We start from the raw sequence: 26,867 nt of genomic DNA on the forward strand, positions 1-26,867 counted from the left end.
TAATCTCTAAACTGAATAATCAACAAAATACTAAATATTAAAACAGTATTTTGTGGCAATAGCCACAAAGTTTACGAAAAGAGCCTTTATAAAAAAGGTGATCAATTCTGATTAAAATTAATCCCCTGATCGTTTTCAATTTTATCTACTCTTGGCTAGTAAAGATTAAAACACTATCGTTTTTGAAAATCTAATAAACACCGGAAAGTGACGAAAGTGACATACGCTCCACTTCGACCGTCTCGCCAATGAGCGTAATTTCCTTCGTAGCAGCACTAGGCACTGAATAGTTATCAGGAATAAAAACCCCTTCACCAACAATTGCATTCTCAATTTTGACATTTTCACCTATGGTTGCTCCTGGTAAAACCACTGAATTTTTAACGAACGACCCTCTACCGATTTTTACATCACCAAAAAGAACGGAATGGTCGACGGTACCATAAATTTCATTACCACCACTCGTTAATGATTGTTTAACAACTGCGTCGCGATCAAGATATTGCGGAGGACAACTATTTTCCACCGTGGAAATTTCCCACTCTTTATTCGTAAAAAAGATATTAGTTTCTTTATTTAATAAGTCCATATTCGCTTCCCAATAACTTTCAAGCGTTCCGACATCTTTCCAGTAGCCATTAAATTTATAAGAATATAGTGATTGATTGTTTATGAGCATCGCGGGGATAATATCTTTACCGAAATCTTTCGAGGAGAAATCATTTTTTTCTTCTCGTTCTAAAAATTCTTTTAAAACACTCCATTTAAAAATATAAATCCCCATTGATGCTAGATTAGAACTTGGAAATTGTGGCTTTTCTTCGAATTCAACGATACGGTTACTAATCTCATCAATATTCATAATTCCAAATCTACTTGCTTCTTTCCATGGTACTCCCATGACTGAAATCGTAGCATCCGCATTCGTTGCTATATGCTGCTCGAGCATTTTATTATAATCCATTTTATATATGTGATCACCGGAAATGACTAATACGTGCTCGGGATCGTACTGTTCAATAAAATGGAGGTTTTGAAAAATCGCATGTGCCGTACCGTCGTACCACCGGTCAGTATGTTTACATTGGTATGGTGGTAAAATGGTCAAACCGCCGTTTCGTTGATATAGATCCCACGCATCTCCTCTACCGAGATAGTTTTGTAATATGTGTGGCTGATATTGTGTTAAAACTCCAACAGTATCGATGCCCGAATTACGACAATTGCTCAAAGTAAAATCAATAATACGATATTTTCCACCGAATGGAACAGCAGGTTTTGCGTTCTCATCCGTTAATTGCTGTAACCTTGTTCCTCTACCGCCTGCTAATAACATTGCTACACATTGTTTTCTTTTCATTATACCCTCCTAAGTTGTTGTTAGTAATTTGAATTATAATCGATCATCTTCCCATAATTTATAAAAGATTTCGTCATCGAAATCGTCTATACTCTCATCCACACTTACATTTTCCTGATTCATGATTTTCCTCCTGCTCTTTTTCACATTAAAACATATCGCCCCATCATTAGACGTATGTATGAGATTTTACTAATTTAAAGTTGTAATTTTCTAAAGCATAAATAAAAACTATAACGAGATTTATGTTATCACAGCTCTTTGATTTCTCTAATGAAAATATTCTGACGATTAACGAGCTACTTTGACAAAAGTTTATCTTTTCTCTCTATTTACCGCGACAAAGCGTGAAGTTCTTGTTGATTTCTAAAAGGTTTTTGTCAAAAAACATCTAAAAGATTTTTCTCATTCGTCAAAATTATGTTCACATTTCATTCATGATTTCTTTTATGTAAAAACCAAGCGCTCTCCAAACAACTAACCAACAAACCAACAAAAAGCACTTGCAACTAGTCTCCTAGTTGACAAGTGCTTTCCATCTTTTACACGATTTCTAGTAGTGCCTTTTTTAATGAAGTTACAATGAACTCTAAATCTTTTTCTTCGATATTTAAAGGGGGGGCAAGTGTTAGCACATTGTTGAAGCCTGCGACTGTGGCGCCGTTTTTGCCGATAATAAGTCCGTCCTTTTTACAAGAGGCAATAACTTGATTAATAACGGGCACATCTATTGGTTCTTTCGTCTTTTTGTCTTTCACAAGCTCAATTCCTAGTAATAATCCTTTTCCGCGAACATCACCTACATACGGGTGTGATTGCACGAGTGGTTGTAATTGATTTAATAGCTTTTCACCAAGCATTCTTGAGCGCTCGTATAAATTTTCTGTTTCTAAGATTTCAAGATTTTTAAGGGCGACCGCGCAGGCGGCAGGTGTTCCACCAAATGTATTAATATGCCTTAAGTAATCATATTCCTCTTCGCCTTTAAAAGCTTCATAGATTTCTTTTTTAACAGCAGTTGCCGATAATGGTAAATACGCGCTCGTAATTCCTTTCGCCATTGTTATAATATCTGGTTTCACATCGTAGTTCATAAATCCGAACGGCTTCCCAGTTCTCCCAAAACCACAAATAACTTCATCCACAATGAGTAGAGTTCCATGCTTCTCGCAAACTTCTTTGATCGCTTTCATGTAGCCATCTGGCGGAAGGAGGACTCCACCTCCGGTAATGATTGGCTCCATAATAATCCCAGCAATCGTCTCACTTAACTCCCAAGTCATGACCTGATCAACATTTTGCACCGATTGTAGCTCATGAGGTGGGCACTCATCTTGATCGGTCGAACGGTAACTATCAGGTGGAGCTACATGAATAAAACCGGTTGCTAGAGGTTCGTATTTGATTTTTCGTTGCGCTTGCCCTGTAGCAGCTAAAGACCCTAATGAATTTCCGTGATAAGCGCGATACCTTGAAACGAACTTATAACGGTGATGATCCCCTTTTTGTTGATGATATTGTCGGGCAATCTTAAACGCCGTTTCATTCGCTTCTGAACCACTATTTGAAAAAAAGATGACGTATTCGCCGCCAAGCATTTCATTTAATTTTTCTGCTAATTTAATCGCCGGGAGATGACTTTGAGTAAGTGGAAAATACGCCATATCTTTTAATTGCTCATAAGCAGCCTCTGCTAGTTCTTCTCTTCCGTGCCCGACGTTTACACACCATAGTCCTGACATCCCATCTAAATATTGGTTTCCATCAATGTCCGTGATCCAAGCCCCTTTTGCTTTCGTGACGACCATCGTACCCTCAGGGTTGTACGGCTTCATCGAATGCCATATATATTTTTCATCTTTTGCTTTTGCTTCTTGTTGTTTATTTTTTTTCATTTCAACGCCTCCTTTTTTCCCTTTTACAACATCATGTGATGAGTGATTTATTTTTAGAACAAATTCGATGGAGAAGCGTAAAAAAATCGCTATAAATAAGTAATTTTCCAAAAAATTGTTAGCCTTTGCTTTTTGTCCACCACTCGTGGACAAATTAGCTAAATGTCCACGGGCGGTGTCAGACACCTTAAACTATACATATTCTTTAAACTTGTCTCATACTCTTAATTAACTTTTATGATAGTTAGGGGTAAATGTTATGAAATTATTTTTTCGTGGGGTCATTTTATTAGCGATCGCTGCTTTTATTGGCGAAAGCCTTGAACTAGTGATAAACATTGTTTTAGCGCGAGAGTTAGGGGAAAAAGGATTAGGGTTGTACATGTCGATCCTACCTACGATCATGCTCATTGCTGTTTTAGCAAGTATGGAATTGCCGATTTCGGTCTCGAAGTTTGTTGCCGAAAAAGACAAGCGATTCCACCGAAGTATGTTACTTCATGCAGTTGGACTTGCAACAGTTATCACGGTAACCTTTTTAGTGGTCGCAGTGATCACACTGCCATTTATACCTGTATTCGACCGTTACCACCCTTATGTTAAATTACTCGTTTATATACTTATCCCGATTATTTCTTTTTCTGCTGTATTCCGGGGATATTTTATGGGGTCCCAACAGATGGGAAAAATCGCATTTTCAAATTTTTTAAGAAGAGCATTGCAATTAATTTTACTAGTTTTTATCTATCAACTTTTTCAATTTGAACAAGAAATTGCCCTACTTATAGCATTATGTACATTAATTGCTAGTGAATTCGTCGTTTTTGCCTTTCTTGCCACTTTATTCTTTATTCAGCTGAAGTCAAATAAGTTCGGTCCCAGCACACATATGGATGGCGCTACCGTAAGAAAAAGTTTATTAAATGTTTCACTCCCGATGACAGGAGTAAGAATTTTCCATTCGATCACTTTTGCGGTGAAGCCGTTTTTAATTAAAGCTACATTAATGAATGCTGGTTTAACAGAAATAACGGCCACAGAACAGTTCGGAAAATTAGCTGGTGTTGCCTTTTCGATCGGTTTTTTCCCAGCTTTTATTGCCTATTCACTACTAGTTGTGCTTATCCCAACGGTTGCTGAAGCGTATGCAAAAAATGATTATATGAAATTACAGCAGTTACTCGTCAAAGTGATGCAAATGACCTTTGCCTACGGACTTCCTTCTGTACTCATTTTTTATTTTTTCGCCGAACCTTTAACCGGACTTTTTTTCAAAGATTCACCAGCCATCGTTTACTTGCAACTGTTAGTGCCTTATTTTTTATTTTATTTTTTCGTTATCCCACTACAGGCGTATTTAATCGGCTTAGGCCTAGCAAAAGATGCACTCTATCACGCGGTGTGGTCTACGTTTATTTCATTTTTGATGATGTTCTATCTTGGGTCGATGCCGTCATTACAAATGCACGGTATTATTATCGGAATGAACACTGGTATAGTTTTATTAACATTAATGCATTACGTTACCGTTTGCCATAAAATTCAAATCTCGCTAGCGTTACGTGACCTTCGCGTCGCATAATATTTTAAAACAATAAAACAAAGCACGAAAACGAACAAGGAGACGTCCTGTCACCATCTTTAGTAAGTAGTGATTACAATTGTTGATAGAAAGGCTCGACATTGGTAAAGTATGGTTGTATCTTTATTTAGTTTGCAATGTGAACCTATGAAAAAGTAAGGAGTGACCGTAATGAATAATAAAGAAACTGTCAAACAACAAATTTTAGATGCCTTTTATTTTAGACATGCAACCAAAAAGTTCGACCCTTCGAAAAAAATTAGTGAGGATGATTTTAATTTCATTTTAGAAACGGCTAGACTTTCGCCGAGTTCGATCGGCATTGAAGCGTGGAAGTTTGTTGTTATCCAAAATGAGGAATTGCGAAATAAGTTAAAAGAAGTTGCTTGGGGGGCTCAAGGCCAACTGCCTACCGCAAGTCACTTTGTGGCAATTTTTGCTCGGACGAAACAAGATACAAAATATGATTCCGAGTACATTGCCAACCATCTAAAAGAAGTTAAGAAGTTTCCTGACGAGATAATCCCAGAAATCCAAAGTCGCTATAAAAAGTTCCAAGAAGATGGATTACATATTTTAGATAGTGAGCGGACCGCCTTCGACTGGGCTAGTAAACAGACGTATATTGCTTTAGGTAATATGATGACAGCTGCAGCTCAAATTGGTATCGACTCTTGCCCGATTGAAGGATTTGATTACCATGGCGTGCACAACCTTTTCAAGGAAGAAGGCCTTCTTGAAAACGGCCACTTTGACATTTCGGTAATGGTCGCCTTCGGTTATCGAGCCGAGGAACCACGCCCCAAAACGAGAAAAGACATCAATCAAGTCGTTCAATGGATAAAATAACAAAAGATCTAGTAGGGCTGTCCCATTAGTGCCAGATCACCACGCGTTACTACTAAATATAGACGTATAGATTTATTATCTGTTTATATTTCGTTGACTAACGGTGTCTGACATTTATTTTGGGACAGTCCCCTTTTTTGTTTGCACGTTTTTGGCGGATAAACAAAGTTTACTCGTCACCTTTTATTTAGAAAAAAGTTGTTAACACTACTATTTTAGGATAAAACTAAGCATAAATCACTTTTACCCAATCTGTCCATCTGACATGGACATCCATCTTTTTAAAGCTCAAAAAACAATAATGTATTTTCTAGGTAAACAAATTATAAAATCTATGTTAATATGGTTTTATAGAACGTTGATATCTTGCAATTGAGCACCAATCAAGTGTCCGTCTCAGGTGGACATTTATCTTTTCGAGGCTCACAAAAGCGTTTTCATTTGAGAACTAAGGAGGAAATGTTGTGTCAAAAGTATTAGATCGTTTTTTAACAGAAAATCTTAATGATTTAAAAGAAAAAGGCTTATTTAATGTCATTGACCCACTACAAAGTGCAAATGGACCAATTATTAAAATTGATGGAAAAGAACTAATTAACTTATCATCTAACAATTACTTAGGGTTAGCTACAGATGAAAGATTAAAAGATGTAGCTAACAAAGCAATTGAAGAATTCGGGGTGGGTGCAGGTGCTGTTCGTACCATCAACGGTACGTTAGAGTTACACACAAAGCTTGAAGAAACAATTGCTAAATTTAAACATACCGAAGCAGCGATCGCTTATCAATCAGGATTTAACTGTAATATGGCTGCTATATCTGCAGTGATGGACAAAAATGATGCGATTCTTTCTGATGAACTAAATCACGCTTCGATCATCGACGGTTGCCGTCTATCAAAAGCGAAAATCATTCGCGTAAATCACTCTGACATGGATGATTTACGAGCAAAAGCAAAAGAAGCGAAAGAATCAGGACTTTATAATAAAATTATGGTCATTACTGACGGCGTTTTTTCAATGGACGGAGACATTGCGAGGCTTCCTGAAATCGTTGAAATTGCTGAGGAATTTGATTTAATTACGTATGTCGACGATGCTCATGGCTCTGGAGTTTTAGGAAAAGGTGCTGGAACGGTCAAACACTTCGGCCTTTCTGATAAAGTTGATTTCCAAATCGGAACCTTATCTAAAGCAATTGGCGTTGTTGGTGGCTATGTTGCTGGAAAGAAAGATCTTATTGAATGGTTAAAAGTGAGAAGTCGTCCATTCTTATTCTCAACGGCTCTACCACCTGCAGATGTCGAAGCTGCTAAAAGAGCGATTGAAATTTTAATGGAAAGCACAGAACTTCATGACCGCCTTTGGGAAAACGGCGACTATTTAAAGAAAGGCTTAAAAGAGCTTGGCTTTAATATTGGTGATAGCGAAACACCAATCACACCTTGCATAATCGGCGATGAGAAACTGACGCAACAATTTAGTAAGAGATTGTATGACGAAGGTGTTTATGCAAAATCAATCGTATTCCCTACTGTCCCACAAGGAACAGGGCGTGTTCGTAACATGCCAACAGCGGCTCATACGAAAGAAATGCTCGATAATGCAATTGCTATTTATAAGAAGATAGGAAAAGAATTAGGAGTTATTTAAACTGCGCGTTCAAAAAAATAGATAAGACGCATATAAAGTACTTATTAATTTTTTCAATTGATTATGTTGAAAAAATATAAGCTAACATGTGAGTGAATTTCATAATTACCAAAAATGAGCCATATCACGCAATATATAGTTTGCGAATGGTTTTGACGCAACTATATATTGATCTTAATGGCGAGAATAATGAATTATGAAATTCATTGATGTAACTTCTTAATTTTTTAAAGTCATTTACACTGAGAGAAAAATAGGGGGTTTTGTATATGAAAAAAATATTAGTAACTGGGGCTTTAGGACAAATCGGTTCTGAGTTAACATTAAAAATGAGAGACATTTACGGTGCGAAAAATGTTATTGCTACAGACATCCGTAAAAATGACAGTGAAGTTGTTCATTCTGGTCAGTTTGAAATCTTAGACGTTACCGACGGCGAAGCAATGTCACAGTTAGCGAAAAAATACGAAGTCGACACGATTATCCATTTAGCAGCTCTATTGTCAGCAACAGCTGAAGCTAAACCACTTCTTGCCTGGAACTTAAACATGGGTGGACTCGTAAATGCTCTTGAAGTAGCTAGAGAGGAAAATTGTCAATTTTTCACACCAAGTTCAATCGGTGCGTTCGGTCCATCGACACCGAAAGATCAAACACCACAAGACACGATCCAACGCCCGACAACGATGTATGGCGTCAATAAAGTGTCAGGGGAGTTACTATGTGATTATTACTATCAAAAATTCGGTGTCGACACTCGCGGGCTTCGTTTCCCAGGATTAATTTCGTATGCAACTCCTCCTGGTGGCGGAACGACAGATTATGCCGTTGACATTTATTACAAAGCGATCGAAAATGGCCGCTACACATCGTATATTGATAAAGGCACTTATATGGATATGATGTATATGCCTGATGCTCTTAATGGCATTATTCAATTAATGGAGGCAGATCCTTCGAAGTTGATCCACCGTAACTCCTTCAACGTAACGGCAATGAGCTTTGAGCCTGAACAAATTGCCGCTGAAATTAAAAAGCATATTCCTAACTTTGTCATGGATTATGATGTTGACCCAGTTAGACAGGCGATCGCTGACAGCTGGCCAAACTGCATCGACTGCTCAGCAGCAAACCAAGAATGGGGTTTCAAAGCTGAATATGATCTTTCAAAAATGACTGTTGATATGTTAGCGAAATTAAGAAAACCTGTGACTGTGTAATTTAAACACGAGAACTTTATGAATGACGTAGACAGAAAAATAGGGGTGTCCTATAAGTGTCTGACACCAGGCAATACTTACTAAATATAGACGGTTAATTTCTTATTATCCGTCTATATTTAGTGCCTAACGGTGTCTGACACTATGTATTAGGACAGCCCCATTTTAAATAATATATTTAGTTTATTTATTCTTGACGAGTTGCTCGACTTCTTCTTTCGTCAAACCTGTTAGTTTGACAATCATTTCAAGCGGCACTCCCTCTTCACTCAAGCCTAAAGCTACTTTTTTCAATGCTTCTTTCTCACCTTGTTGTTTTCCTTTTTCAATGCCTTGTTCAATGCCTTGTTGCATTCCTTTTTGTAGCCCTTGTTCAATACCTTTTTCCATTCCATCTTTAAGCGCCTTTTCCATCCCTTGCTTGTATCGATATTCTTGTTCTTCTATAAACGATATTTCATCAAGGTATTTTTTTAAACGCGCTTCGTATTCGTATCGCTTCTGCCTATCAGCACTTAATTCTTCCCAACTATACAAAGCATCTCGTAAAACTTCATCTTTCAAAGCAATCGCCTCCAGTTCAGATAAAATATCTTTGTAAGCTTTCTTTTCTTTTTTATCAACAGTTCCCAATAATAATAGCCACCTAGCTAACAAATCATCTCTTGGATTTAATCTTTCTTGCTTCCATTGTACCAGTAATTTAGGAATTTCTACAAAGTGAAATTCCATATCGTTAGTTAGTTGGAAAGCATCCTTATCTTCATATAAATGAAATGTCGTATGAAATTTTTTCGTTTCTCTTCGAAACAAATTATAATTCACAATATTTATCATGATCACTGGCCTTAAATTTATGTAGCCTTGTCCTTTTTGAAGCTGATCACTAAAAACTCTTGCCCAATAATATATACTCCTTTTAACCATATTGAATTTATTATTAAACTGAATTTCTATATTAATTAGTTCATCATTCGTGGTGCGTGCTAATATATCTAGTCTCGATTCCTTATCTTCAAGATGCTCTTTGCTCAAAAGGGTGTTTTCAAATTGGACGTCTGAAATTTTTTCTCGATCGGTGCGTTCTAACATTGCATTTAAAAACTCAATAGTAATTCTTTTATTTTTAGGATTACCAAATAACTGCTTAAACGCATAATCAATTTTTAGATCCATTAATTCGTTAATATTCATTATTCATCACCTTTCTTTTTCCTGAAATTCAACACACTAAATAAACTTTGGACTATTTGAAAATTAAAGCTACGATAAAGCATTAGAGTTTGCCGTTTTGAAATATTTAGGTTTTAACTCTGGGGTCATGTTATATTACTTAGAGGTTATAAATGGAGTGTGTTCACCGAAGATGTAATTTTCAAGTTGTAAAAAGTGGTTGTTAACTAATCAATCATCTAAGCCTCCCCCATTCTGCCTTTTTATATTTAAAATTATTATAACAAAATTAGAGCGAAAAGAAAACGTATGTTCTGTTTTTTCTAAAAAAATAATTATGAATTATTCAATTGAGTGAATTTCATAATTACCAAAAAAGGATTACTGATCAAGAGTTATCTTTTTTCGATAGACCATGTTTGATATTACACGAACGATTAAGTGCCCTATCCACAATAAAATTCCAGTGAATACGATAACTAATTCCATTCCAAACGGATTGAACCATGAAGGGTTTGGTGCTGTTATAAATCCTACTCCTAATAGCACAGATATAATAATCGTAACAAGGTTTACAAGAAGAATATACAAGAATTTAATACTTCTAGATAATATACCTACAATAATTACATGGACTAACAAGATTGTAGTCACTACCAAGAGAGAAGCTTCTTCACCTCTTAGATGTTGCATAGTTTCATAGAGGTGGAACAAAAATGGTACGGGAATCAAAGTGAGTATTAACCATAAATATTTAATAAAAATACCTCCTTTATTATGCCTTTAACGAATCGTTTTAGCCTCTGTGTATTGGTGTCTAATTGAGATTAAGGGGAACATAACCAGTTTCTTCAATGATATATTGTCCTTGTGGTGATAAAATCCATTCGATAAAGGCATCAATATTTGGATTATCACTTCCCGCGGTTATTGCGTAAAACTCTGCTGCCAACGGATATTCACCTGTTCGAATCGTTTCCACACTAGGAGGAACGCCATTAATTTTCAAGTGTCTAATTTCATCATTTTCAATCATATCCGTCGAAAAGTAGCGAAAAGAATATCCTAAGGCATTGTTATAGTTACGATACTGCGCCGTTTGTTCAATAATGCCACCCATTCCAGCGACAACATCCTCTTTAAGTGGCGTCATCAACGTTTTACCTTCCATCAAATTCTGTAACGCCGTTTGACTTCCACTATCATCCGGTCGCTGAAACGCACGAATGGAAGCACTATTTCCACCGACCTCACTCCAATTAGTGACTTCGCCTGAATAAATACCTTGAATTTGCTCAATAGTTAACCCTTCCACAGAATTTCTTGAGTTAACAAAAAATACAAACGCTTCTCGACCGATTGGAGTTAGTTTTAACTCAACACCTCGCTTTTTAGCTAGGTCTATTTGCCTTTTTGATGGGCCGGCAGCAAAAATAATATCTGCGTCTCCGTTAATAAGTTTTTCATAAGCTTGATCGGTCTTACTGCACATCACTTCGCTTCGATAAAAATCATAGTTTTTTTCTGGATAAGTCGCTTCTACAAATGCACCATAGACAGGATAGAGCGCAGTCGCACCATCTAAAACTGGCAATTGACCTTCCATTTTTAATGTTGCAGTTTCAGGCAATGAAACTAGTTTTGAGTCTTCAGAAAAAGGAGCATACTCTCGCAAATTCACTTCGGCATCATTTAACGTTTCAAAACTATTGTGATACGCCTGATTAATTTCGTAAGTGGCAACCGCAATAATACATAGCGAAGTAAAACTGATCACACTTATTCTAAGGATACGCGGGTAACCAAGCTTAAAAATGCGCATAATGCTAAATATGATAACTGCAACGGTAACGATAATAACGAATGGTGTATAAAACTTTACCGCCCCCATCAATGACGCGTATACAGCTGCAATAAAACCGATGAATACTAAAGATATTGTTAAAAATATAGTTGAAATAACTTTTTCCCCAACTCCCACGATCATTCCCCCCATTTTTCATTCTATTGTGAAAATATTTTATTGTTCTAACGTGAATCTTTATAAGTTCATTGGGACATTGAGATGGTTCTAGTCCCCTCACTGCTAGTGGCTATTCTTCAACGACAACTCCTCTAACCGAGCAATCGTTTCCTCTTTATTAAAAGAACTAAACCAACGATAATCTTCATTATCTACGATCCTAAAATGCTGACTAACTAAATTTTGTTGGATGCGGTAGCCGTCTTTTTTTAATACCTCTTTCCACCACACTTTCCCCCCCAACGTTTTTTGTTTTGGACTTGAAACACGATCATGGGCGATTGTTTCAACAATTTCTATCGGATCACTACTTAATGCTGCTTGTAAAACTTCGCTATGTCTAAACAATACACACACTGCAATAACATTTGACCAACTAGCCTGGGTCCGTTCTTTTTCTATTTGAACGAGTGTTTTCTTGGAAACTCCTAAAATATCAGCCATTTTATCTTGCGTATAACCATATTCCGTGCGGATTAGTTTCATCTTTTTAGATACCAACTCAATAAGTTTGTCTTTATCCATAGGCACCTCCGATATCTTTTTTTGGTAAATTTATCTTTATAGTGTAAATTTACACTTTTCATTTAAATTTTACAAGTGATATTTTCCAAGTTTTTTGTGCGTACTACATTATCTTGAGTTAATCGCTATTTTCTTGCGATTATTATATTTTTACATGCGAATGTCGCCTGTTTGTTTGCGATTTTCCCAATTTATTTGCGCACATTATTGTGCGCGCTACTTTTTCTCAAGTTACTCCCAGTTATTTTGCGGTTCTACAATTTTATTTGCGATCCTACCTATTTTTCTTGCGATCATTCTAATTTTTTTTGCACACACCCTCTCGTCAGTATCTTTTTAACGACAAAAAACAGCAAACCAAAGATTTGCTGTTCAAAATTCTTATAGACATCGATTAAGCAATCGGTGTTCCGTTAGGTAATTCGCTATCTGGTGCAAGCAATACAACATCGCCTTTTTCAGGTATGCCACCAATAACTAAAACTTCACTATTAAATCCGGCAATTCGCCGCGGTGGAAAGTTTGTTACCGCTACAACTTGTTTGCCGACTAAAGTTTCTGGTTCATAACGTTTTGTGATTTGTGCACTTGATTGCTTTATACCGACTTCGCCAAAATCAATTTTTAATTTTAGCGCAGGAACTTTTGCTTCAGGAAACTCTTCTGCTTCCATAACTGTCCCAACTCGAATATCAAGTTTTAAAAAGTCTTCGATCGTTGCCAAAAGAAACACTCCTTCTCGTTTATTGGGACGATTTCCCATTAATAAAATTAAATATATCATATTTTCAATGAATTTCATAATTCATTATTCTCACCACTAAGATCAATATATAGTTGCGTCAAAACCATTCGCAAACTATATATTACGTACTGTAGAAACGCGAACCCTCTACAGTTTCTCCTCACAGCTATATTCAAAAACTTTGCCCGCACCTTCAAGACTATTCTTTTAAAAACCTCCTGAACCACCGCCTGCCCCACTAGGTCCTCCCCCAATTCCAGGAGTAGTAGAGGAAGCACTGCTACTCAAACTAGCACTAGTATTCGCCGACTCAAAATTCGATGCAGCTACCGCAGCGATCACAAGCCACGTAGGATCAATGGAATATACAGTTGAAGGTTCATACTCCTTCGATTTGCTAGTAACTTTAAAAGCATTGATCAATGATTCATTTTTCTTTTGAATGTTCTTTTCATTCATACCTAGCCCGTAAATAAAGGCACGCATTTTATCATCTTCAGTCAAAGATTGCCAAGCATCAGTGGCTATATTTTTAAAATTTTCTCTAAAGGTGCGCCACTCATACGTAATTTTCTCGCCTTCAAACGTTCTTTCGGAAATAAGCGTTATTACTACAAACGCAGGGACCAATGCTAGTGAAACTATAAATGCGACGATTAAATCAAAAATTGGAAATAAAATTAAAAATGGCGTTAAAATAATCGTACAACTCAGTCCAGTAACTAATCGAAATTTATCAACTTTCGCATAAAGGTTTGCATCATCCATTTCAGCTTTAACGGCCTCTTCCCACTTAGCTTGATACGACTGATACGTTTCATGATGTTCTTCATTATTCGTGTAAGTAGCTAAATCCTCAAAACTAAACTCTCCATTTTCACCGATTTCATCAAATAACCATTCTACTAAAATGGCCTCATGCTTGAGTAAGTCATTACGATGTAATAAATAAAAACGTTTTTCTTCATCATTTCGAACATATCCTTTACGAACTAAGTCTAGCAAAGCTGCAGCCATCGACTGAGCTGAAAGCTGGTGATGGTTCGTGAAAAATATAGTTGTCGGTATAGATAGCGTTTGCTTCGGAATGATTTGATTAGCAGCATCGATATCACGTTTAACTTCTTCTTTTCTACGTTTTGCCCTTGAAATCTTTCTTCCAACTAAAAATAAAAATATAAAAATCATCGTTGGTAACAACCCGTTTCCAATCGTACTTAACAATTTTTTTCGCTCCGCTCGGACAATGGCTGTATTTATTAACTTTTCGTTTTCTGCTAAAATTTCCTCACGCATTTCTCGATTAGACGTTACTGTAGCTTGAGGAAAAAGTGCGGCTTCATAGGCTACACGTATGTCACCGTTCCGATTTTTACGAACTAAGCCTAAATTGTATGTGACCGATCCATCGCTTTGGATGTTTTCTTTTTCAAAAGCTTCATAATAACCAAAAGCTATGACATCTGACGCCATTTTAGGTGGAAAAACATTGATCGTTATATTTTCATACGTCGATTCATTACTCTTATCAAAAAATGCCCAGAAAAACTCAGCTACATCAGCATAGACGTCAACACCGTTTTTAATCGTATAAAAAATATCTACAGTAATCGTCTCATCATTTCCAGCGCGGTGAATGCGGTGCTCAAATCCGTCTGTTTCAATCTGTAATCGCTTGTCACCCTCGAAGGCTTCAAGTTTAACGATTTCCGTTCTTTCTTTCGGTATCAACACCCGTATAATTCCACCAAACTCGCCTTTAAACGCATACGTATGCGTTTCATGAACGTGTACATCCCCATCATCTTGTAAAAAGGCGTCAATATTTACATCTGTAATTGTAAAATCGACGGCGGCGACATGTGTAGGAATAAAGAAAATAGCCATAATCATTATCAAAAAAAATATGTAGTTTTTCATACATTACACCAACCTTTCATATCTTACACTTACGTAAAAACAATGTTAAAGGTTTCAAAAAGAATTAAAGTTTACTTTTATATGAAAAGTGCGAGATAAATGTGGTGGCGGTTTAAACTCACTGTTTCTAAAGAAAAGTGTCCACCCCTCGTGGACATTTTCGCATTTTGTCCACGAGGGGTGTCTGACACCATGTGAAGTATTGATCAAAACTCAAAAAAAAGTTTTAACTACTTGCTCTTCACGTTGACATTTATTGCAATGGTATTCAATTTCAAGGGCATCTTCTCTAATGGTATGGGAGGTTTCTTCTTTACAATTCTTGCAATATTGCTTTTTTGAAATTTCCATATAAGTCACCTCGATTTAAGGCTGGCTGCCTCGATCAAACATTACATCTTCAATCCTTAAAATTATTAATTTTTCTTCCTTCGGCACCAGCATTTATTCCTGTGTTTTTGTTATTCGTTAATTTATTTCGATCACGTTTTTCTCCACCAAGATATTCTGATTTATGCTTTTGTTGAATCTCATTAAATTTCTCAAAATTTTGATTTACCATCCTCTTTGCTCCTTTACTTATTAGTGAATTGCTTATATGATATCGTTTATTTAATAATGCTTTTTTATACGCTTTTTACAGGAGGCAGTAGTAAGGACAATAAATGTATGATTATGCTATAATTATTCTCTAAATAATGTTTAAGGGGATGTTTTATTGAAGCATTTTGCTCTCATACTTTTCATATTAATCATGGGTTCTATTTTCGTAGCTTCATTCTTTTTTATTGATGATAATGAGGTGGAAGACTATACGACAGATTTCATTTTTGAAATTATTGAAGAAAATTATTCTGAAAACTTGAGTAATGAAGACAACGAAAAAATCGAGCAATTTTTCCGTGGCTTTGAAGAACTAAATATACCAAAACTAATCACTGAGGACGTCGTCATCCGTTATTACGATGTATTTACCGATCCAATTTTTAATGAAGGATATTTACAATACATTTCCGTTAAATATGAAGATGTTGATGAAGCAACTTTTGATACGAACATACACATGGAATATATTGGATACAACGATGAAGGGGCGATTAATGAAATTTACTTCGGGCAATTAGTTGTTCGCTCATATGATCGAGATTTTACTGAGTTAGAAATTGTCGAAATCCAGCCCATGGAAAAGCGAAAGTAGCGTTTTTTTCTTCGCCCACCGTTAAAAGCTTGTGCACGTAATATAAATATCTTTACTAAAAATCATATACTTCACAAAATATGGAGTAACCATTTTAACAAATTTCATAAATACTTTCGTTCACGTTTGGTAATCATATTTATTGAGGACGACAAAGTCCTCACAACCCCTTTCCCATCGTCTAGATGATGTTAAAATATATAACATTAAACAGGAAGGTTTTTCGATTATACCTTAAATGAGGTGGTTAGCTTGCAGAAGGTCCTGGAATTTCAAGAATGTTATTAACATGACTGAAATGAGGTGTCTGTGGGAAACAGTAATCGATACGACCGCAATATGATGAATGGGTAAGGTACGAAGAGTTAGTCAATCATGCATTGACTAGCTCTTCTTTTCTTTGAATTAATTTAAGGAAAGCGTTAAAATAGCCCACACCCAGCTTTTAGGCGCGGACTAATTTTTATGATGTAGTTCATTCTTTATTTAAAGGAAATTTATTTTAATGAATTTCATCATTCATTATTCTCGCCACTAAGATCAATATATAGTTGCGTTAAAACCATTCATTCGCGAACTATATATTGCCTGATGTGGCTCTTTTTTGGTAATTATGAAATTCACTCATTTATACAAAATATCATCTTTCAATGAAGCAACTTTAGCTAAAGCTTGTTCGATATCTCTTTCTTGAACACCGAAATGAGCAAGCGCATTACCGAGATGCTTGGCAATTGCATTAAAGTGTTCAGGCTGTATATTCATCCCTTCATGTGCTTTTGCCATTGAAGTTCCAGAATATTGATTAGGTCCCCCTAAGGCAAAACTGATAAATTTCGTTTGGTGTTGTCGCTGTTTTTCCATATCCGTATTTTCAAAAAAATGTTGGACGGTGGGATCTTTTAAAACTAATTCTGAGTAAAAATAATCAACGACTTTCGCGATCGCTTCTTCTCCACCTAATTTTTCATAAAGTGTTTGTTCTGACATTCACGTGAGCTCCCTTACTATTTAATCTTACAATATAGTTGTTTGTCACGGTGTGAATTTATATTCTACAAATCAGAACTAGCTTTAGGTATTGATACTATATTTTTTCATACATGGTGCCTATTATTGTACAACGCATTAATTGATTTCCTACTTAACAAACAATCCTTCTTCGTTCTTCAACTTTCCGTATAACTCTTCTAACGTTCCTTGATCATCAATTCGGTATTGTGGTTCACCTCGGTCAATGACCCAACCTTCAACTAAAAAAGTTTTCATACCAATTTGAGCAGCTGACATGTCTTCTTGTTTATCGTTACCGATCATCAAGCATTCTTCTGGCTTAACACCGAGACGATCACATAAATTTTGATAATACTCACGATGCGGCTTCGTAAATGAATTTTCTTCGTACACGGTAATGATTTCAAATGGAATATCTGAAACACCCGCCCACTTAATTCGCTCGTAAATCGCCGCCTTCGGAAAAACAGGGTTTGTCGCTACTGCGACGCGATACCCTTGGTTAATCGCTTCTTCAGCAATTTTTTTAGACAACGGCGATGGCGTACAAAGATGAGAGAACGTCGGAAACACTTTTTCGTAAAAATCATCAAGTGTCGGCCAAATATCTTCTTTTTGTACCTTTGCTAAAGACAAAAATGTTTCTTCAAAAACTTGTTCATTCGTCTTGTCAGGCTCTAAATTACGAAGCATAGCTTCAGTTCCGGCCCAAAGCGCTTTTATAAATTCATTAGGATCCATAATATGTGCGACTCTCGGGCCTAGCTCTTTTAAATAATATTTTACAAAATCATCCGTATCCATTGGAAGTAAAGTTCCATCTAAATCAAACAAAATCACTTTAATCATTCTTCAACGCCTCACATATTTTTAAAATTTTGTACATTAATGAATTTCATCATTCAATATTATTGCCATTAAGTTTCTATAAGTAGTTGTGTTAAATCGGTCGCAAATACTTATAGTTTGATAGGTTCAATTTATGTAAGGATGAAATTCACTCGCATTAATGAATTTCATAATCCATTATTTCCGCCACTAAGATCAATATATAGTTGCGTGATGGGGCTCATCTTTGGTAATTATGAAATTCACTTACATAGTTAGGAGCAAATTATACCACAATATCATCTATTAATGTTAATATTATGCAAGACATACCCAAGGTGGGGAACACTACTAAAAAACCGCGTTAAAAGAAACTTAAAGCATAGTCATGCATACTGTTCGATGCTTAAAAGGGGGAAAAGCTAATGAGAAAAATCAATGTCGTAGCTGCAGTTTTAAAAAATGATAAAGATGAAGTGTTATGTGCACTACGATCACCGACTATGTCCTCCCCTAACGTGTGGGAGTTTCCAGGAGGTAAAATTGAAGAAGGTGAACTACCAAAAGAAGCACTGATTCGTGAAATTGAAGAAGAGTTAGATTGCTCTATTGAAGTGTTTGATTTAATTAAAGAAGTTGATCATCGACAAAGACCAGATTTCAATATTCGCTTATTGACATATAAAGCGAAAGTCATTAATGGAACCCCACAAGCAAAAGAACATGCGAAACTTGAATGGAAGCCCCTTGCCGAACTACGATCGTTAAAGTGGGCCCCAGCCGACATCCCAACGGTGGAGCGATTACTTACCGGTGTCTGACACCGCTCGTGGACAAAAAGGCAAAATGTCCACGTCTGGAGGACACTTTGCCTTTTTTGTAATTCAACCACAAGTTTACGGACTCGTCCCCTCTCACGCACTAATCGGAGGAAATGTCTACGTCCGTGGTAGACACCCCTCTCAAGAGATCTTTCGCTTATATTCCGCATAACGTATCGCTTGTTTAATCGCCCGATCTATTTCCCGAATTTCTTGATAATATTTTTTCTCTCTTAAAATGATGTCTACTTGATTGCCATTCAAATGCGTTAGCCTAATCGCATATTGTTCAGTTTGAGGTAAAGTGATTAATAGAGCCATCAATATAAGGACAAGTCCTGTGAGGTCAAAATAATTAGAGGCACTAAAAAAAAGGCTTATATCTGTAAAAACTTCTGTGAGTTGACCCGCACGAATTTTCCCAAGTAAAATACAAACAATTCCAACGATGGCAATCGCTATATTTACAGTTTGATCTGGCTTAATTAACACACCTTGTCCACTTTTCAAATCTTCTAGGTTATAAATTATGCCGAACACACGAATATATTGATCAGTTACCGTAATCTTTGAATCTACACTTTCATAATAACTAATTTCACTCATTTTCCCACCGCCCCTTTACCATTCATTAAAATCTTTATGATAAAAGGGACAAGTATATGACTTAATTTGCACATATAATATACTATTGAATTTTTCACATAAAAAATGTCCACCTCCCGTGGACATTTTCGCTATTTGTCTTTTTAAGGTGTCTGACACCTTGCTCACCATTTCACATTTTAACTTAAAATTTATTTTGCAGGTATAATATTAATACTTTTGAAATGTTTAATAATCATGCTTGAACTTAAAACACTTGCGCAAACGAGAAAAGTAATTAATGTTCCTATATTTTGGTGGTTTCCACTATAAATATTAATTACTACTCCTAAAAACGTTGGTAATACTGCTAATGCTGCTAGCACTGAAAGATATGTAATAATAAAACCAAAGATCGCTTCTCCTACTAATGCCACTTTTTTCATAACAACATCACTCCTTTGATGAATAACTGCTTTTGTTTTTCTATATGTTCAATATATCACAAACATATAAATGCAAATCCTCTATTTTGTGTCGAGACCGTTGCAGCTTGTTGTCTGTTTTGTGAACTGCTTCACAATATCATAAAATCTCTGCTCATTTTATCTATAGCAACTCTTTTTAAATTTCGTTTAAAGTATTAGCTGTACGTTATTAAAGTTACACAAAGGTGTATCAACCCTTAAAATCTTTCTTTTTTTAAATTTTTGCTCAGCATCAAACAATAAGAGGGTGGGACAAAACAAAGTGTCAGACACCGCTAGACACCGAATATAGACATATGATAAATCTTTACGTCTATATTTAGTAGGCTCCGCGTGGTGTCAGACACTTTTGTCCCACCCTCAACTTTCTAACGCATAGGATCAGTTAGTCATAACAGCGACAGGCTCTAATTGAACTTCGACATTCCCTTTAATAGCTTTTGAATATGGACAAAACTCGTGTGCTGCAACTGCTAACATATCAGCATCTTCTTGAGAAACTCCTTCAATATTAATTTTCAATTTCACTGCAATTTTAAAACCACCGCTTTGACTACCTAAAATCGCCCCTTATTATGAGCTTTGCGCCCATTCCGCATTTAAACCACCTCTTTATGTATCACTTATTAACCTCATTACATAATTTGTACTATAACCTATCGTAGTGCTCGAATTAATTATCGTAACAAAGCTTACTAACTAATGCACTACCATTAGGGATAACCAATGAAAGGGGTGTTTGTATGGGATATTACGGTGAGCCAGTTTATCCTACTGCCACACCTAGTTATGGTTCTTGTTGTTCACAACCTACTTTTGACACTTACACTCCAACGCCTGTTCCAGCGTACGGTCCTGTTTATACCCCACCGCCACGGTACGGTTCAGGTTTTGGAGCTGCTTTAATCATTGTCGTTGTGATTTTACTCATCATTTTAGGGGCTGTATACTACTATCAAGGTGCGTAACCACACGTTCCAACACTCCTAAAGTGATCGGCTAACAACAAAGAATATGACCTAAACCGAAAAACCGCAAGGACAATTGGCTCCTGTTCTTGCGGTTTTCCTTATTCTTTCCACTACGAAGTTCCTTACTTAATATCTCAAGCCTTATTTATCTTTAATTTTCGTGATAAAAGCTTTGACTGTACCTTCTTTTCCTAGCGGCATGGCACACATCACAAATTTGAAAATTAAAATCCCAAGGTAATATTTTTCCGCAACGTTTACATTTCTTTGTTAATGTTTTAACGTCTGTTTTTAAACGTTCGTGTACTTCGCCACTTAACTCTTCACGAATTCGCTCCCAATAAACAGCCTCTGTCCCACGTCCTAAGCGATATAAAAACAAAAGATGAAGGCCGATTGCTTTATAAGAAAGTTCCAACTCTTCTAGAGAGTCTCGCTTCACGACTGGTTCAGGAAGTTCTTTTCTTTTAATTATCGCAAACATCGTTTCACGCCACTGTTTAATCAACTCAGCGTCCTTTTTCGAAAACGGCAAATGTAAAAATCCGTAAAGATCCATCATCGAAAGTCTTGCTTCGACTTCTGTATCGCGAATCGTTGCGTATAACTCTCGTTCCTCCGACAACGAAGCCTTACGCGTTCCTTTTGGACTTTCAAACTTCTGCCACAGTTCAAAAAACTTACTTAGATCACGATAATATTTTTGAAAGCGTTCGAATATCGCATTCGTCGGGGCGATCGCAAATTTAGAAATCAATACATCTTCTTGCTCCAAAAGACGAGTCATATAGCGAATGTCTTTGGTGAAAGCGACTTTTCCGACATCAAAAATTCCTTTTCTCCCGGCACGTCCTGCAATTTGCTTCACTTCTTGAGACGTTAACTTGCGCCTGCGAACTCCGTCAAATTTTTCAGTTTCTAAAAAGACGATACGGCGGATCGGTAAATTTAAGCCCATCCCGATCGCATCAGTGGCAACAATTACTGTTGTCTCACCTTTAATAAAACGTTCCATTTGCTTTTTTCTCGTTTCAGGAGGCATACTGCCATAAATCATACTTACTGAATGACGGTCATTTTCTAGCTTCGAAGCTGTTTCAAGAACACGCCTTCGTGAAAAACAAACGAGAGCATCTCCTCTTTTCGTATGTTTAATATTAAATTCTTTTTTCTCAACAACGAGAGGAATGTCTCTGTAATATTCATTAATTTCAATATCCGAATCACCTAATAATTGAACAATCATCTCTTTACAATTACGACTTCCGATAATGTGCACTTCTTTTGCATTTGCTTTCGTAATCGCTTTATACCAAGAAAAACCGCGATCACGATCGGCAACCATTTGCGCCTCATCGATAACGATAATATCGTAAAAGGATTTTTCATAAAACATTTCTACTGTACAGGCGAGATGACTTGCACCGTCGACGTCTTTTTCTTCCTCTCCCGTCTTCAGACCGCAACGCATCCCGTCTTTGCTCAACTTATCATACACTTCAAGAGCTAGCAGTCTCAATGGCGCCAAATACAACCCACTATGTGCTTGTTTCATTCGTTCCAGAGCATGATGCGTTTTTCCTGTATTCGTTTCACCGATATGTAAAACATAGCGGATATTTCGGCCAGTTGACGGAGTATATTCCCGACCAAAAATGTCTTCTAACATCCGTTCTTCTTCGGCTTTTTTTCTTTCGATCTCTGCTAATTCTTCATCCTTTTTACGTTCTCGTTCCTCTAAATCTTGCTCATATAGCATTTCATGTTCTTGAACGTTAAAAGGAATTTCAGATAGAGACATAAGATCTTCTACATACTCATCTTGAATCCTTGCGAAAAAGTTTACTTTTAAAGCATTTATATAATCGACAATAACTTCTTGGACCACTTCCGTTGTTAACTCTTCATCATCTAGTTCTGTGTATAGTTCAAAAACACTCGGGGCTAATTCCTCAATTACTAAAGCTGAAACTAAATCGGAAATATATTTTTTAACCTTCTTTTCATAACGCAATTCATACGTTTCGTATTCCCAACCCACTCGTTTATGAACTTTCCCTGTTAGCTCATTAAAAAAAACTTCCATTGTTGTGTATATCGTCGGATCAAAACTTCCTTGGTGAATTAATTTCGTTTCAAGTCTAAAAGGGTCGACAGATGAATATTTCGGTTTGTTCTTGATGTCATTAGCTAACAAACCTGCAACATAAAAACGCACGTATAAGTAATAAACTTCGTAATCAGCATCAATGATTTCTTCGGTCACATTTTCAATTTCTCGAAAAACTTTTCTCCTTTTTTCAGCAATTCGTTGTTCTTCGATCCTTTGTAAATAATTTGCTCGCGCCTTCGGATATCTCAAGCTCCATGCTTCATCCATACTCTCATATTGATCGGTGAGCCATTGCAGAACATGAAAGAGTGGAAATGTCCTCATTTCATTTCGGAAAATTTTATTGATCAGCTTTTTATCGATCCCTTCAACCTCATACCCTCTTTCGGTTAAATAACGCTTTTTCTCTTTTCGCGGAACGTCATTATTAGTTAAATTGAGCCAAACATTCATCCAAATTTGCTCAAGATACTGAATTCGTTCTTCTAAATATTCGTCAAAACTCGGTAGTTCCGTTTTTGTTTCTAAAAAACGATCAATGTCCTCATTAACTTTCAATTTCGTATGCTCAACAGCACGGTTATATAGTTCATTAAGTCGGTCCATCACTCATAACTCTCCTTTCTAAGTATCTAAAAGTTATGTTGAGAGGAGATTAGTTATATTTTATTATTTTAACCAGTTATATATTTCCCTTCTAATAAAAAAAACAGTACATACGCCCATTTATTATGGATTCCACATTTAACTAACCCACATAAGGCTACTTCGCATATGATGTATTATCTTCTCTGGAAGGTGGTGTAAGTTAATGTACGGATATGGATACGGAGCTGGATGCCACACTACAATGGCGGCTCCAATGGTAGCTCCTGCTCCAGCACCTGGATTTGGACGCGGTTTTGCTTTAATCGTCGTTCTATTCATTTTATTGGTGATTATTGGAGCTTCTTGGGCAACTCCAACAGCTTAACAACCACATTAAGCGTATGAGAAAAAAGTAAGGGTGCCAATCAAAGGCACTCTTCTTTTTTTGTATAATTTGTAGTTCGATTATAGATGCATTATTCCTTCTTCCTATGCAAATAATTATTTTTGAGGTTTCCTTGCATTTATATATTTATACTGTTATGATGAACTTAACTTATTTTTGTTCGGATCTACTGATAGAAAAAAGACTTTCTTGTAGTAAGTAGTTTTCGTCTTGATGGAATTTTGAGCAAGAGTAGTAATAATTTTTAGTGGTTAAAAGCCACAATGGAGGAATTTTTAATGACACAAGGTACAGTAAAATGGTTTAACGCAGAAAAAGGTTTCGGATTTATCGAAGTTGAAGGAAACGACGATGTATTCGTACACTTCTCAGCTATTCAAGGCGACGGCTTCAAATCATTAGAAGAAGGTCAAACTGTAACATTTGACATCGAGCAAGGCGCTCGTGGACCACAAGCTGCTAACGTTGAAAAGAAATAATTATTAATGAAAGGACTCTTTGGAGTCCTTTTTTATTATTCAAATACAATTCACTTATTGGGAAATAGAGTTTATCACGTACTTGGAACCCAACTTTGCTTTCGAGTGAGCATTCTACTACCTACTAATACGGCCCACGCCTTTTCATCACCCTTCAAAAAGAATGTAATCGGTTTTTCACTTTTTTCAATGACAAATGCATTTTCAGAACTTCCCCTCAATGAGAAACTTTCCCCATTCACTTCGAGAAAAGGTTGATTATTTTCTACAACGATTGTAGCCTTTCCGCCTTCTGAACAATCATATGTACCAACCAACTTTTCTAATTGTGCTTCAGAATGATTATAGGTTGGTTCAACTTTTCTTAACATATCCATCGGCAACCCTAATGCCGTATTCACGGCAGCTAACCAAATTTCATCGGCAGGAACGTTGGAAACATTACATAAGACAGATACGACAATTCCTTCTTCAGGGATAAAACCGAAGTTCGAAGATACACCTGGCTGTCCGCCGCCATGCTCGACTAAAGTAACACTATTGTAATTCGGCGTTACTTTAAACGCATAGCCGTAAAACGTTCCGTTCGCAACTTCAAAAGGATTCTCCCACATTCTTTTTAACGTTTCTCGAGAAATCGCATTATTCTCATTCGTTACATAAAATTCTCCGTATTTTAACAAATCGATAACCGTAGACCTGACTCCACCACCGACTTCATAATTTCCTAACTTTGGCCAAAGCTTTTCTTCAAGTTGATTCGTTTGTTTATTATGTTCGTACGGAATGGTTACATCGTCGTACTTTGCTAGCTCATCAATACTAAAAGTCGAACGGTACATCTTTAATGGGTTTAAGATCTTCTCCGTGATATGTCTACGGTAAAGCTTACCAGCCACCTTTTCGATAATTGCTCCTAAGAGTAAAAACGTGTCATTGCAATAGCTAAAATACTCTCCAGGTTTTCCTAACATTTCATAATCTTTTTCCGCTAAATATGTAAGATGGTCTTTAAGTTTATTTAACTCTTCTCTTCTAAACATCGGTGCAAGCCCCGTCGTATGCGTAAGTAGGTGATTAATTTTAATACTACTCATATCCTCAACACCAATTAATTTAAAATTAGGAAGATATTTAATCACCGGATCATTGACAGAAAGGAGTCCTTTGTCTTCTAACATAATAATTGCTAACGCTGTAAACGATTTCGTTACAGAAGCTATGCCAAAAATTGAATTTTCCGTTACCGGAGCCTTCGTCATTTGATCACAAAAGCCAAATCCTTTCTGAAAGAGTACTTTTCCGTGTTGAGATACGGCTACTGCACAGCCGGGTATATGATATTTTTGGATTGCTTCTTTCAAATAACTTTCAAATTGTACCCATTTTTGTTCACTCATGTGTGTCACCCTTTTTATTTTTCTGTCTATTCTAAATTCGACAGAAATTAGAAAAAACCTCTAATTTTAATGAATTCCTAGTTCTAATATATTTCTACTACCCCCTTAGACTGGCCCCCCTGTTCTTAAAGTTATTACATTTAAATAGTTATATAATAATCACTTTATTATAAAGGAGTGTTAGAGCATGTACCATGCAAAAGTAAACTGTTTGAAAGTTTCCGGTGAAGGGACTATTTCTGTTTCACCCAATCAAGCAAAGATCAAAGTCGGCGTTATGACAGAACATGAAAGTTTACAACAAGCCCAACAAGAAAACACTAAAATAATTTCAGACGTAATTAATGCTTTAATAAATTTAGGAGTTCCTAACGAAAATATTCAAACGGTTACTTATCGCATTGAACCGTTATACGACTACGAAAATGGTAGGCAAATATTCCGTGGTTACCGAGTCACACATCAACTTCAAATTAAAATTGAGGATGTGGACCTTGTAGGACAAATCGTAGATCTTGCGGTTAGCCAAGGAGCAAACACGATCTCCAATATTCAATTTACCGTTTCTCAACCTGAATTTCATTACAATGAAGCTTTAAGAATAGCATTAAATGATGCTTATATGAAAGCTTATACGTTAACCACTCAATTAAACGTTAACTTAAACCCGATCCCGATAAAATTAGATGAATACTCGCAAATAAGCTCTCCACCAGTACCATTTACACAAACTTTTATGGCACAAGCAGAAGCAACCCCAATACAACCTGGAGAAATAAAAATTTCAGCAACAGTGATTGCACAGTATACTTATTGTTAATAAAACTATATCCCCCCCTTCTTTTAGTGAAATTTCATATTCATTATTCTCGCCACTAAGATCAATATATAGTTGCGCCAAAACCATTCGCAAACTATATATTGCGTAATGTGGATCTTTTTTGGTAATTATGAAATTCACTCTTTTATAAAAACAAATAAATTATGCTACATAATCAGTTTGTTTTTATCGAAAAATAAAAAGATAAGGGG

The 26,867-nt window shown here is 36.3% G+C and carries 26 protein-coding genes; 10 read left to right on the forward strand and 16 right to left on the reverse strand.

The genetic code is table 11. The features are described from left to right. Positions 1–190 precede the first annotated feature (190 nt). Both BKP35_RS00575 and BKP35_RS00580 read right to left on the reverse strand, forming a co-directional pair. Positions 191–1,360 (reverse strand): glucose-1-phosphate adenylyltransferase, encoded by a 1,170-nt coding sequence (locus BKP35_RS00575; protein ID WP_071311448.1) that lies wholly within the window; start codon positions 1,358–1,360, stop codon positions 191–193. Positions 1,361–1,902: 542 nt separating this feature from the next. Beyond that, positions 1,903–3,255, reverse strand: a complete 1,353-nt coding sequence (locus BKP35_RS00580) for an aspartate aminotransferase family protein (protein ID WP_071312193.1) — start codon at positions 3,253–3,255, stop codon at positions 1,903–1,905. A 259-nt stretch (positions 3,256–3,514) separates the two neighbouring features. Between BKP35_RS00580 and BKP35_RS00585 the strand changes: the two genes are divergently transcribed. From BKP35_RS00585 to BKP35_RS00600, 4 genes are all read left to right on the forward strand, one after another. Then, positions 3,515–4,837: a polysaccharide biosynthesis protein gene (locus tag BKP35_RS00585; RefSeq protein WP_071311449.1), complete on the forward strand. Its 1,323-nt coding sequence runs from the start codon at positions 3,515–3,517 to the stop codon at positions 4,835–4,837. Positions 4,838–5,008: 171 nt separating this feature from the next. Further along, the gene (locus BKP35_RS00590) at positions 5,009–5,686 is read left to right on the forward strand and encodes an NAD(P)H-dependent oxidoreductase (protein ID WP_071311450.1); all 678 of its coding nucleotides are present in this window, start codon (positions 5,009–5,011) and stop codon (positions 5,684–5,686) included. A gap of 464 nt (positions 5,687–6,150) precedes the next feature. Further along, a complete protein-coding gene (locus tag BKP35_RS00595; RefSeq protein WP_071311451.1) occupies positions 6,151–7,338 on the forward strand; it encodes a glycine C-acetyltransferase in 1,188 nt (395 codons plus the stop codon). A 269-nt stretch (positions 7,339–7,607) separates the two neighbouring features. Next, positions 7,608–8,558: an L-threonine 3-dehydrogenase gene (locus tag BKP35_RS00600; protein WP_071311452.1), complete on the forward strand. Its 951-nt coding sequence runs from the start codon at positions 7,608–7,610 to the stop codon at positions 8,556–8,558. A gap of 183 nt (positions 8,559–8,741) precedes the next feature. Here the strand turns inward: BKP35_RS00600 and BKP35_RS00605 are convergent, their stop codons facing one another. The 7 genes from BKP35_RS00605 to BKP35_RS19280 all read right to left on the reverse strand — a co-directional run bounded on the left by BKP35_RS00605 (position 8,742) and on the right by BKP35_RS19280 (position 15,506). Continuing rightward, positions 8,742–9,752 (reverse strand): Rpn family recombination-promoting nuclease/putative transposase, encoded by a 1,011-nt coding sequence (locus BKP35_RS00605; RefSeq protein WP_071311453.1) that lies wholly within the window; start codon positions 9,750–9,752, stop codon positions 8,742–8,744. A gap of 360 nt (positions 9,753–10,112) precedes the next feature. Further along, positions 10,113–10,385, reverse strand: a complete 273-nt coding sequence (locus BKP35_RS00610; protein ID WP_169819108.1) for a hypothetical protein — start codon at positions 10,383–10,385, stop codon at positions 10,113–10,115. A gap of 163 nt (positions 10,386–10,548) precedes the next feature. Beyond that, entirely contained in the window at positions 10,549–11,718 is a 1,170-nt protein-coding gene (locus BKP35_RS00615) for a PstS family phosphate ABC transporter substrate-binding protein (RefSeq protein WP_139192783.1), read from the reverse strand. A 99-nt stretch (positions 11,719–11,817) separates the two neighbouring features. Beyond that, a complete protein-coding gene (locus BKP35_RS00620; protein WP_071311456.1) occupies positions 11,818–12,279 on the reverse strand; it encodes a helix-turn-helix transcriptional regulator in 462 nt (153 codons plus the stop codon). 394 nt (positions 12,280–12,673) lie between these two features. Then, positions 12,674–13,003 (reverse strand): chaperone CsaA, encoded by a 330-nt coding sequence (csaA, locus tag BKP35_RS00625; RefSeq protein ID WP_071312194.1) that lies wholly within the window; start codon positions 13,001–13,003, stop codon positions 12,674–12,676. A gap of 228 nt (positions 13,004–13,231) precedes the next feature. Next, complete coding sequence (locus BKP35_RS00635; RefSeq protein ID WP_071311458.1) at positions 13,232–14,944, reverse strand: DUF2207 domain-containing protein; 1,713 nt, start codon at positions 14,942–14,944, stop codon at positions 13,232–13,234. A gap of 400 nt (positions 14,945–15,344) precedes the next feature. Then, positions 15,345–15,506 (reverse strand): hypothetical protein, encoded by a 162-nt coding sequence (locus tag BKP35_RS19280; RefSeq protein ID WP_169819109.1) that lies wholly within the window; start codon positions 15,504–15,506, stop codon positions 15,345–15,347. Positions 15,507–15,662: 156 nt separating this feature from the next. Here BKP35_RS19280 and BKP35_RS00640 point away from each other — a divergent pair, with 156 nt between their 5' ends. Next, complete coding sequence (locus BKP35_RS00640) at positions 15,663–16,142, forward strand: hypothetical protein (RefSeq protein WP_071311459.1); 480 nt, start codon at positions 15,663–15,665, stop codon at positions 16,140–16,142. Positions 16,143–16,766: 624 nt separating this feature from the next. Here the strand turns inward: BKP35_RS00640 and BKP35_RS00645 are convergent. Next, positions 16,767–17,132 (reverse strand): group I truncated hemoglobin, encoded by a 366-nt coding sequence (locus BKP35_RS00645; RefSeq protein ID WP_071311460.1) that lies wholly within the window; start codon positions 17,130–17,132, stop codon positions 16,767–16,769. 150 nt (positions 17,133–17,282) lie between these two features. Beyond that, positions 17,283–18,005 carry an HAD family hydrolase gene (locus BKP35_RS00650; RefSeq protein ID WP_071311461.1) on the reverse strand — a complete coding sequence of 241 codons (723 nt, stop codon included), beginning with the start codon at positions 18,003–18,005 and terminating at the stop codon, positions 17,283–17,285. Between the two features lie 404 nt (positions 18,006–18,409). On the opposite strand from BKP35_RS00650, the gene BKP35_RS00655 reads away from it, so the two are divergent. After that, a complete protein-coding gene (locus BKP35_RS00655; RefSeq protein WP_071311462.1) occupies positions 18,410–18,805 on the forward strand; it encodes a (deoxy)nucleoside triphosphate pyrophosphohydrolase in 396 nt (131 codons plus the stop codon). 141 nt (positions 18,806–18,946) lie between these two features. Here the strand turns inward: BKP35_RS00655 and BKP35_RS00660 are convergent, their stop codons facing one another. The 3 genes from BKP35_RS00660 to BKP35_RS19095 all read right to left on the reverse strand — a co-directional run bounded on the left by BKP35_RS00660 (position 18,947) and on the right by BKP35_RS19095 (position 20,400). Then, the gene (locus BKP35_RS00660; RefSeq protein WP_071311463.1) at positions 18,947–19,411 is read right to left on the reverse strand and encodes a DUF6232 family protein; all 465 of its coding nucleotides are present in this window, start codon (positions 19,409–19,411) and stop codon (positions 18,947–18,949) included. A gap of 191 nt (positions 19,412–19,602) precedes the next feature. After that, positions 19,603–19,836, reverse strand: a complete 234-nt coding sequence (locus BKP35_RS00665) for a hypothetical protein (RefSeq protein ID WP_071311464.1) — start codon at positions 19,834–19,836, stop codon at positions 19,603–19,605. A 423-nt stretch (positions 19,837–20,259) separates the two neighbouring features. Next, positions 20,260–20,400 carry an OsmC family protein gene (locus BKP35_RS19095; protein ID WP_337959624.1) on the reverse strand — a complete coding sequence of 47 codons (141 nt, stop codon included), beginning with the start codon at positions 20,398–20,400 and terminating at the stop codon, positions 20,260–20,262. 221 nt (positions 20,401–20,621) lie between these two features. On the opposite strand from BKP35_RS19095, the gene BKP35_RS00670 reads away from it, so the two are divergent. After that, positions 20,622–20,846: a YjcZ family sporulation protein gene (locus BKP35_RS00670; RefSeq protein ID WP_071311465.1), complete on the forward strand. Its 225-nt coding sequence runs from the start codon at positions 20,622–20,624 to the stop codon at positions 20,844–20,846. 154 nt (positions 20,847–21,000) lie between these two features. Here BKP35_RS00670 and BKP35_RS00675 read toward each other — a convergent pair whose 3' ends face one another. Beyond that, entirely contained in the window at positions 21,001–23,568 is a 2,568-nt protein-coding gene (locus BKP35_RS00675; RefSeq protein WP_071311466.1) for a helicase-related protein, read from the reverse strand. A gap of 205 nt (positions 23,569–23,773) precedes the next feature. On the opposite strand from BKP35_RS00675, the gene BKP35_RS18810 reads away from it, so the two are divergent. After that, complete coding sequence (locus BKP35_RS18810) at positions 23,774–23,935, forward strand: YjcZ family sporulation protein (RefSeq protein ID WP_084031385.1); 162 nt, start codon at positions 23,774–23,776, stop codon at positions 23,933–23,935. 299 nt (positions 23,936–24,234) lie between these two features. Further along, positions 24,235–24,435: a cold-shock protein gene (locus tag BKP35_RS00680; protein ID WP_071311467.1), complete on the forward strand. Its 201-nt coding sequence runs from the start codon at positions 24,235–24,237 to the stop codon at positions 24,433–24,435. 74 nt (positions 24,436–24,509) lie between these two features. Here BKP35_RS00680 and BKP35_RS00685 read toward each other — a convergent pair whose 3' ends face one another. Next, complete coding sequence (locus tag BKP35_RS00685; RefSeq protein WP_071311468.1) at positions 24,510–25,835, reverse strand: serine hydrolase domain-containing protein; 1,326 nt, start codon at positions 25,833–25,835, stop codon at positions 24,510–24,512. Between the two features lie 187 nt (positions 25,836–26,022). On the opposite strand from BKP35_RS00685, the gene BKP35_RS00690 reads away from it, so the two are divergent. Next, positions 26,023–26,655: an SIMPL domain-containing protein gene (locus BKP35_RS00690; RefSeq protein WP_071311469.1), complete on the forward strand. Its 633-nt coding sequence runs from the start codon at positions 26,023–26,025 to the stop codon at positions 26,653–26,655. Positions 26,656–26,867 lie beyond the last annotated feature (212 nt).

This window comes from Anaerobacillus arseniciselenatis (assembly GCF_001865995.1).
GTDB classification, from domain to species: Bacteria; Bacillota; Bacilli; order Bacillales; family Anaerobacillaceae; genus Anaerobacillus; species Anaerobacillus arseniciselenatis.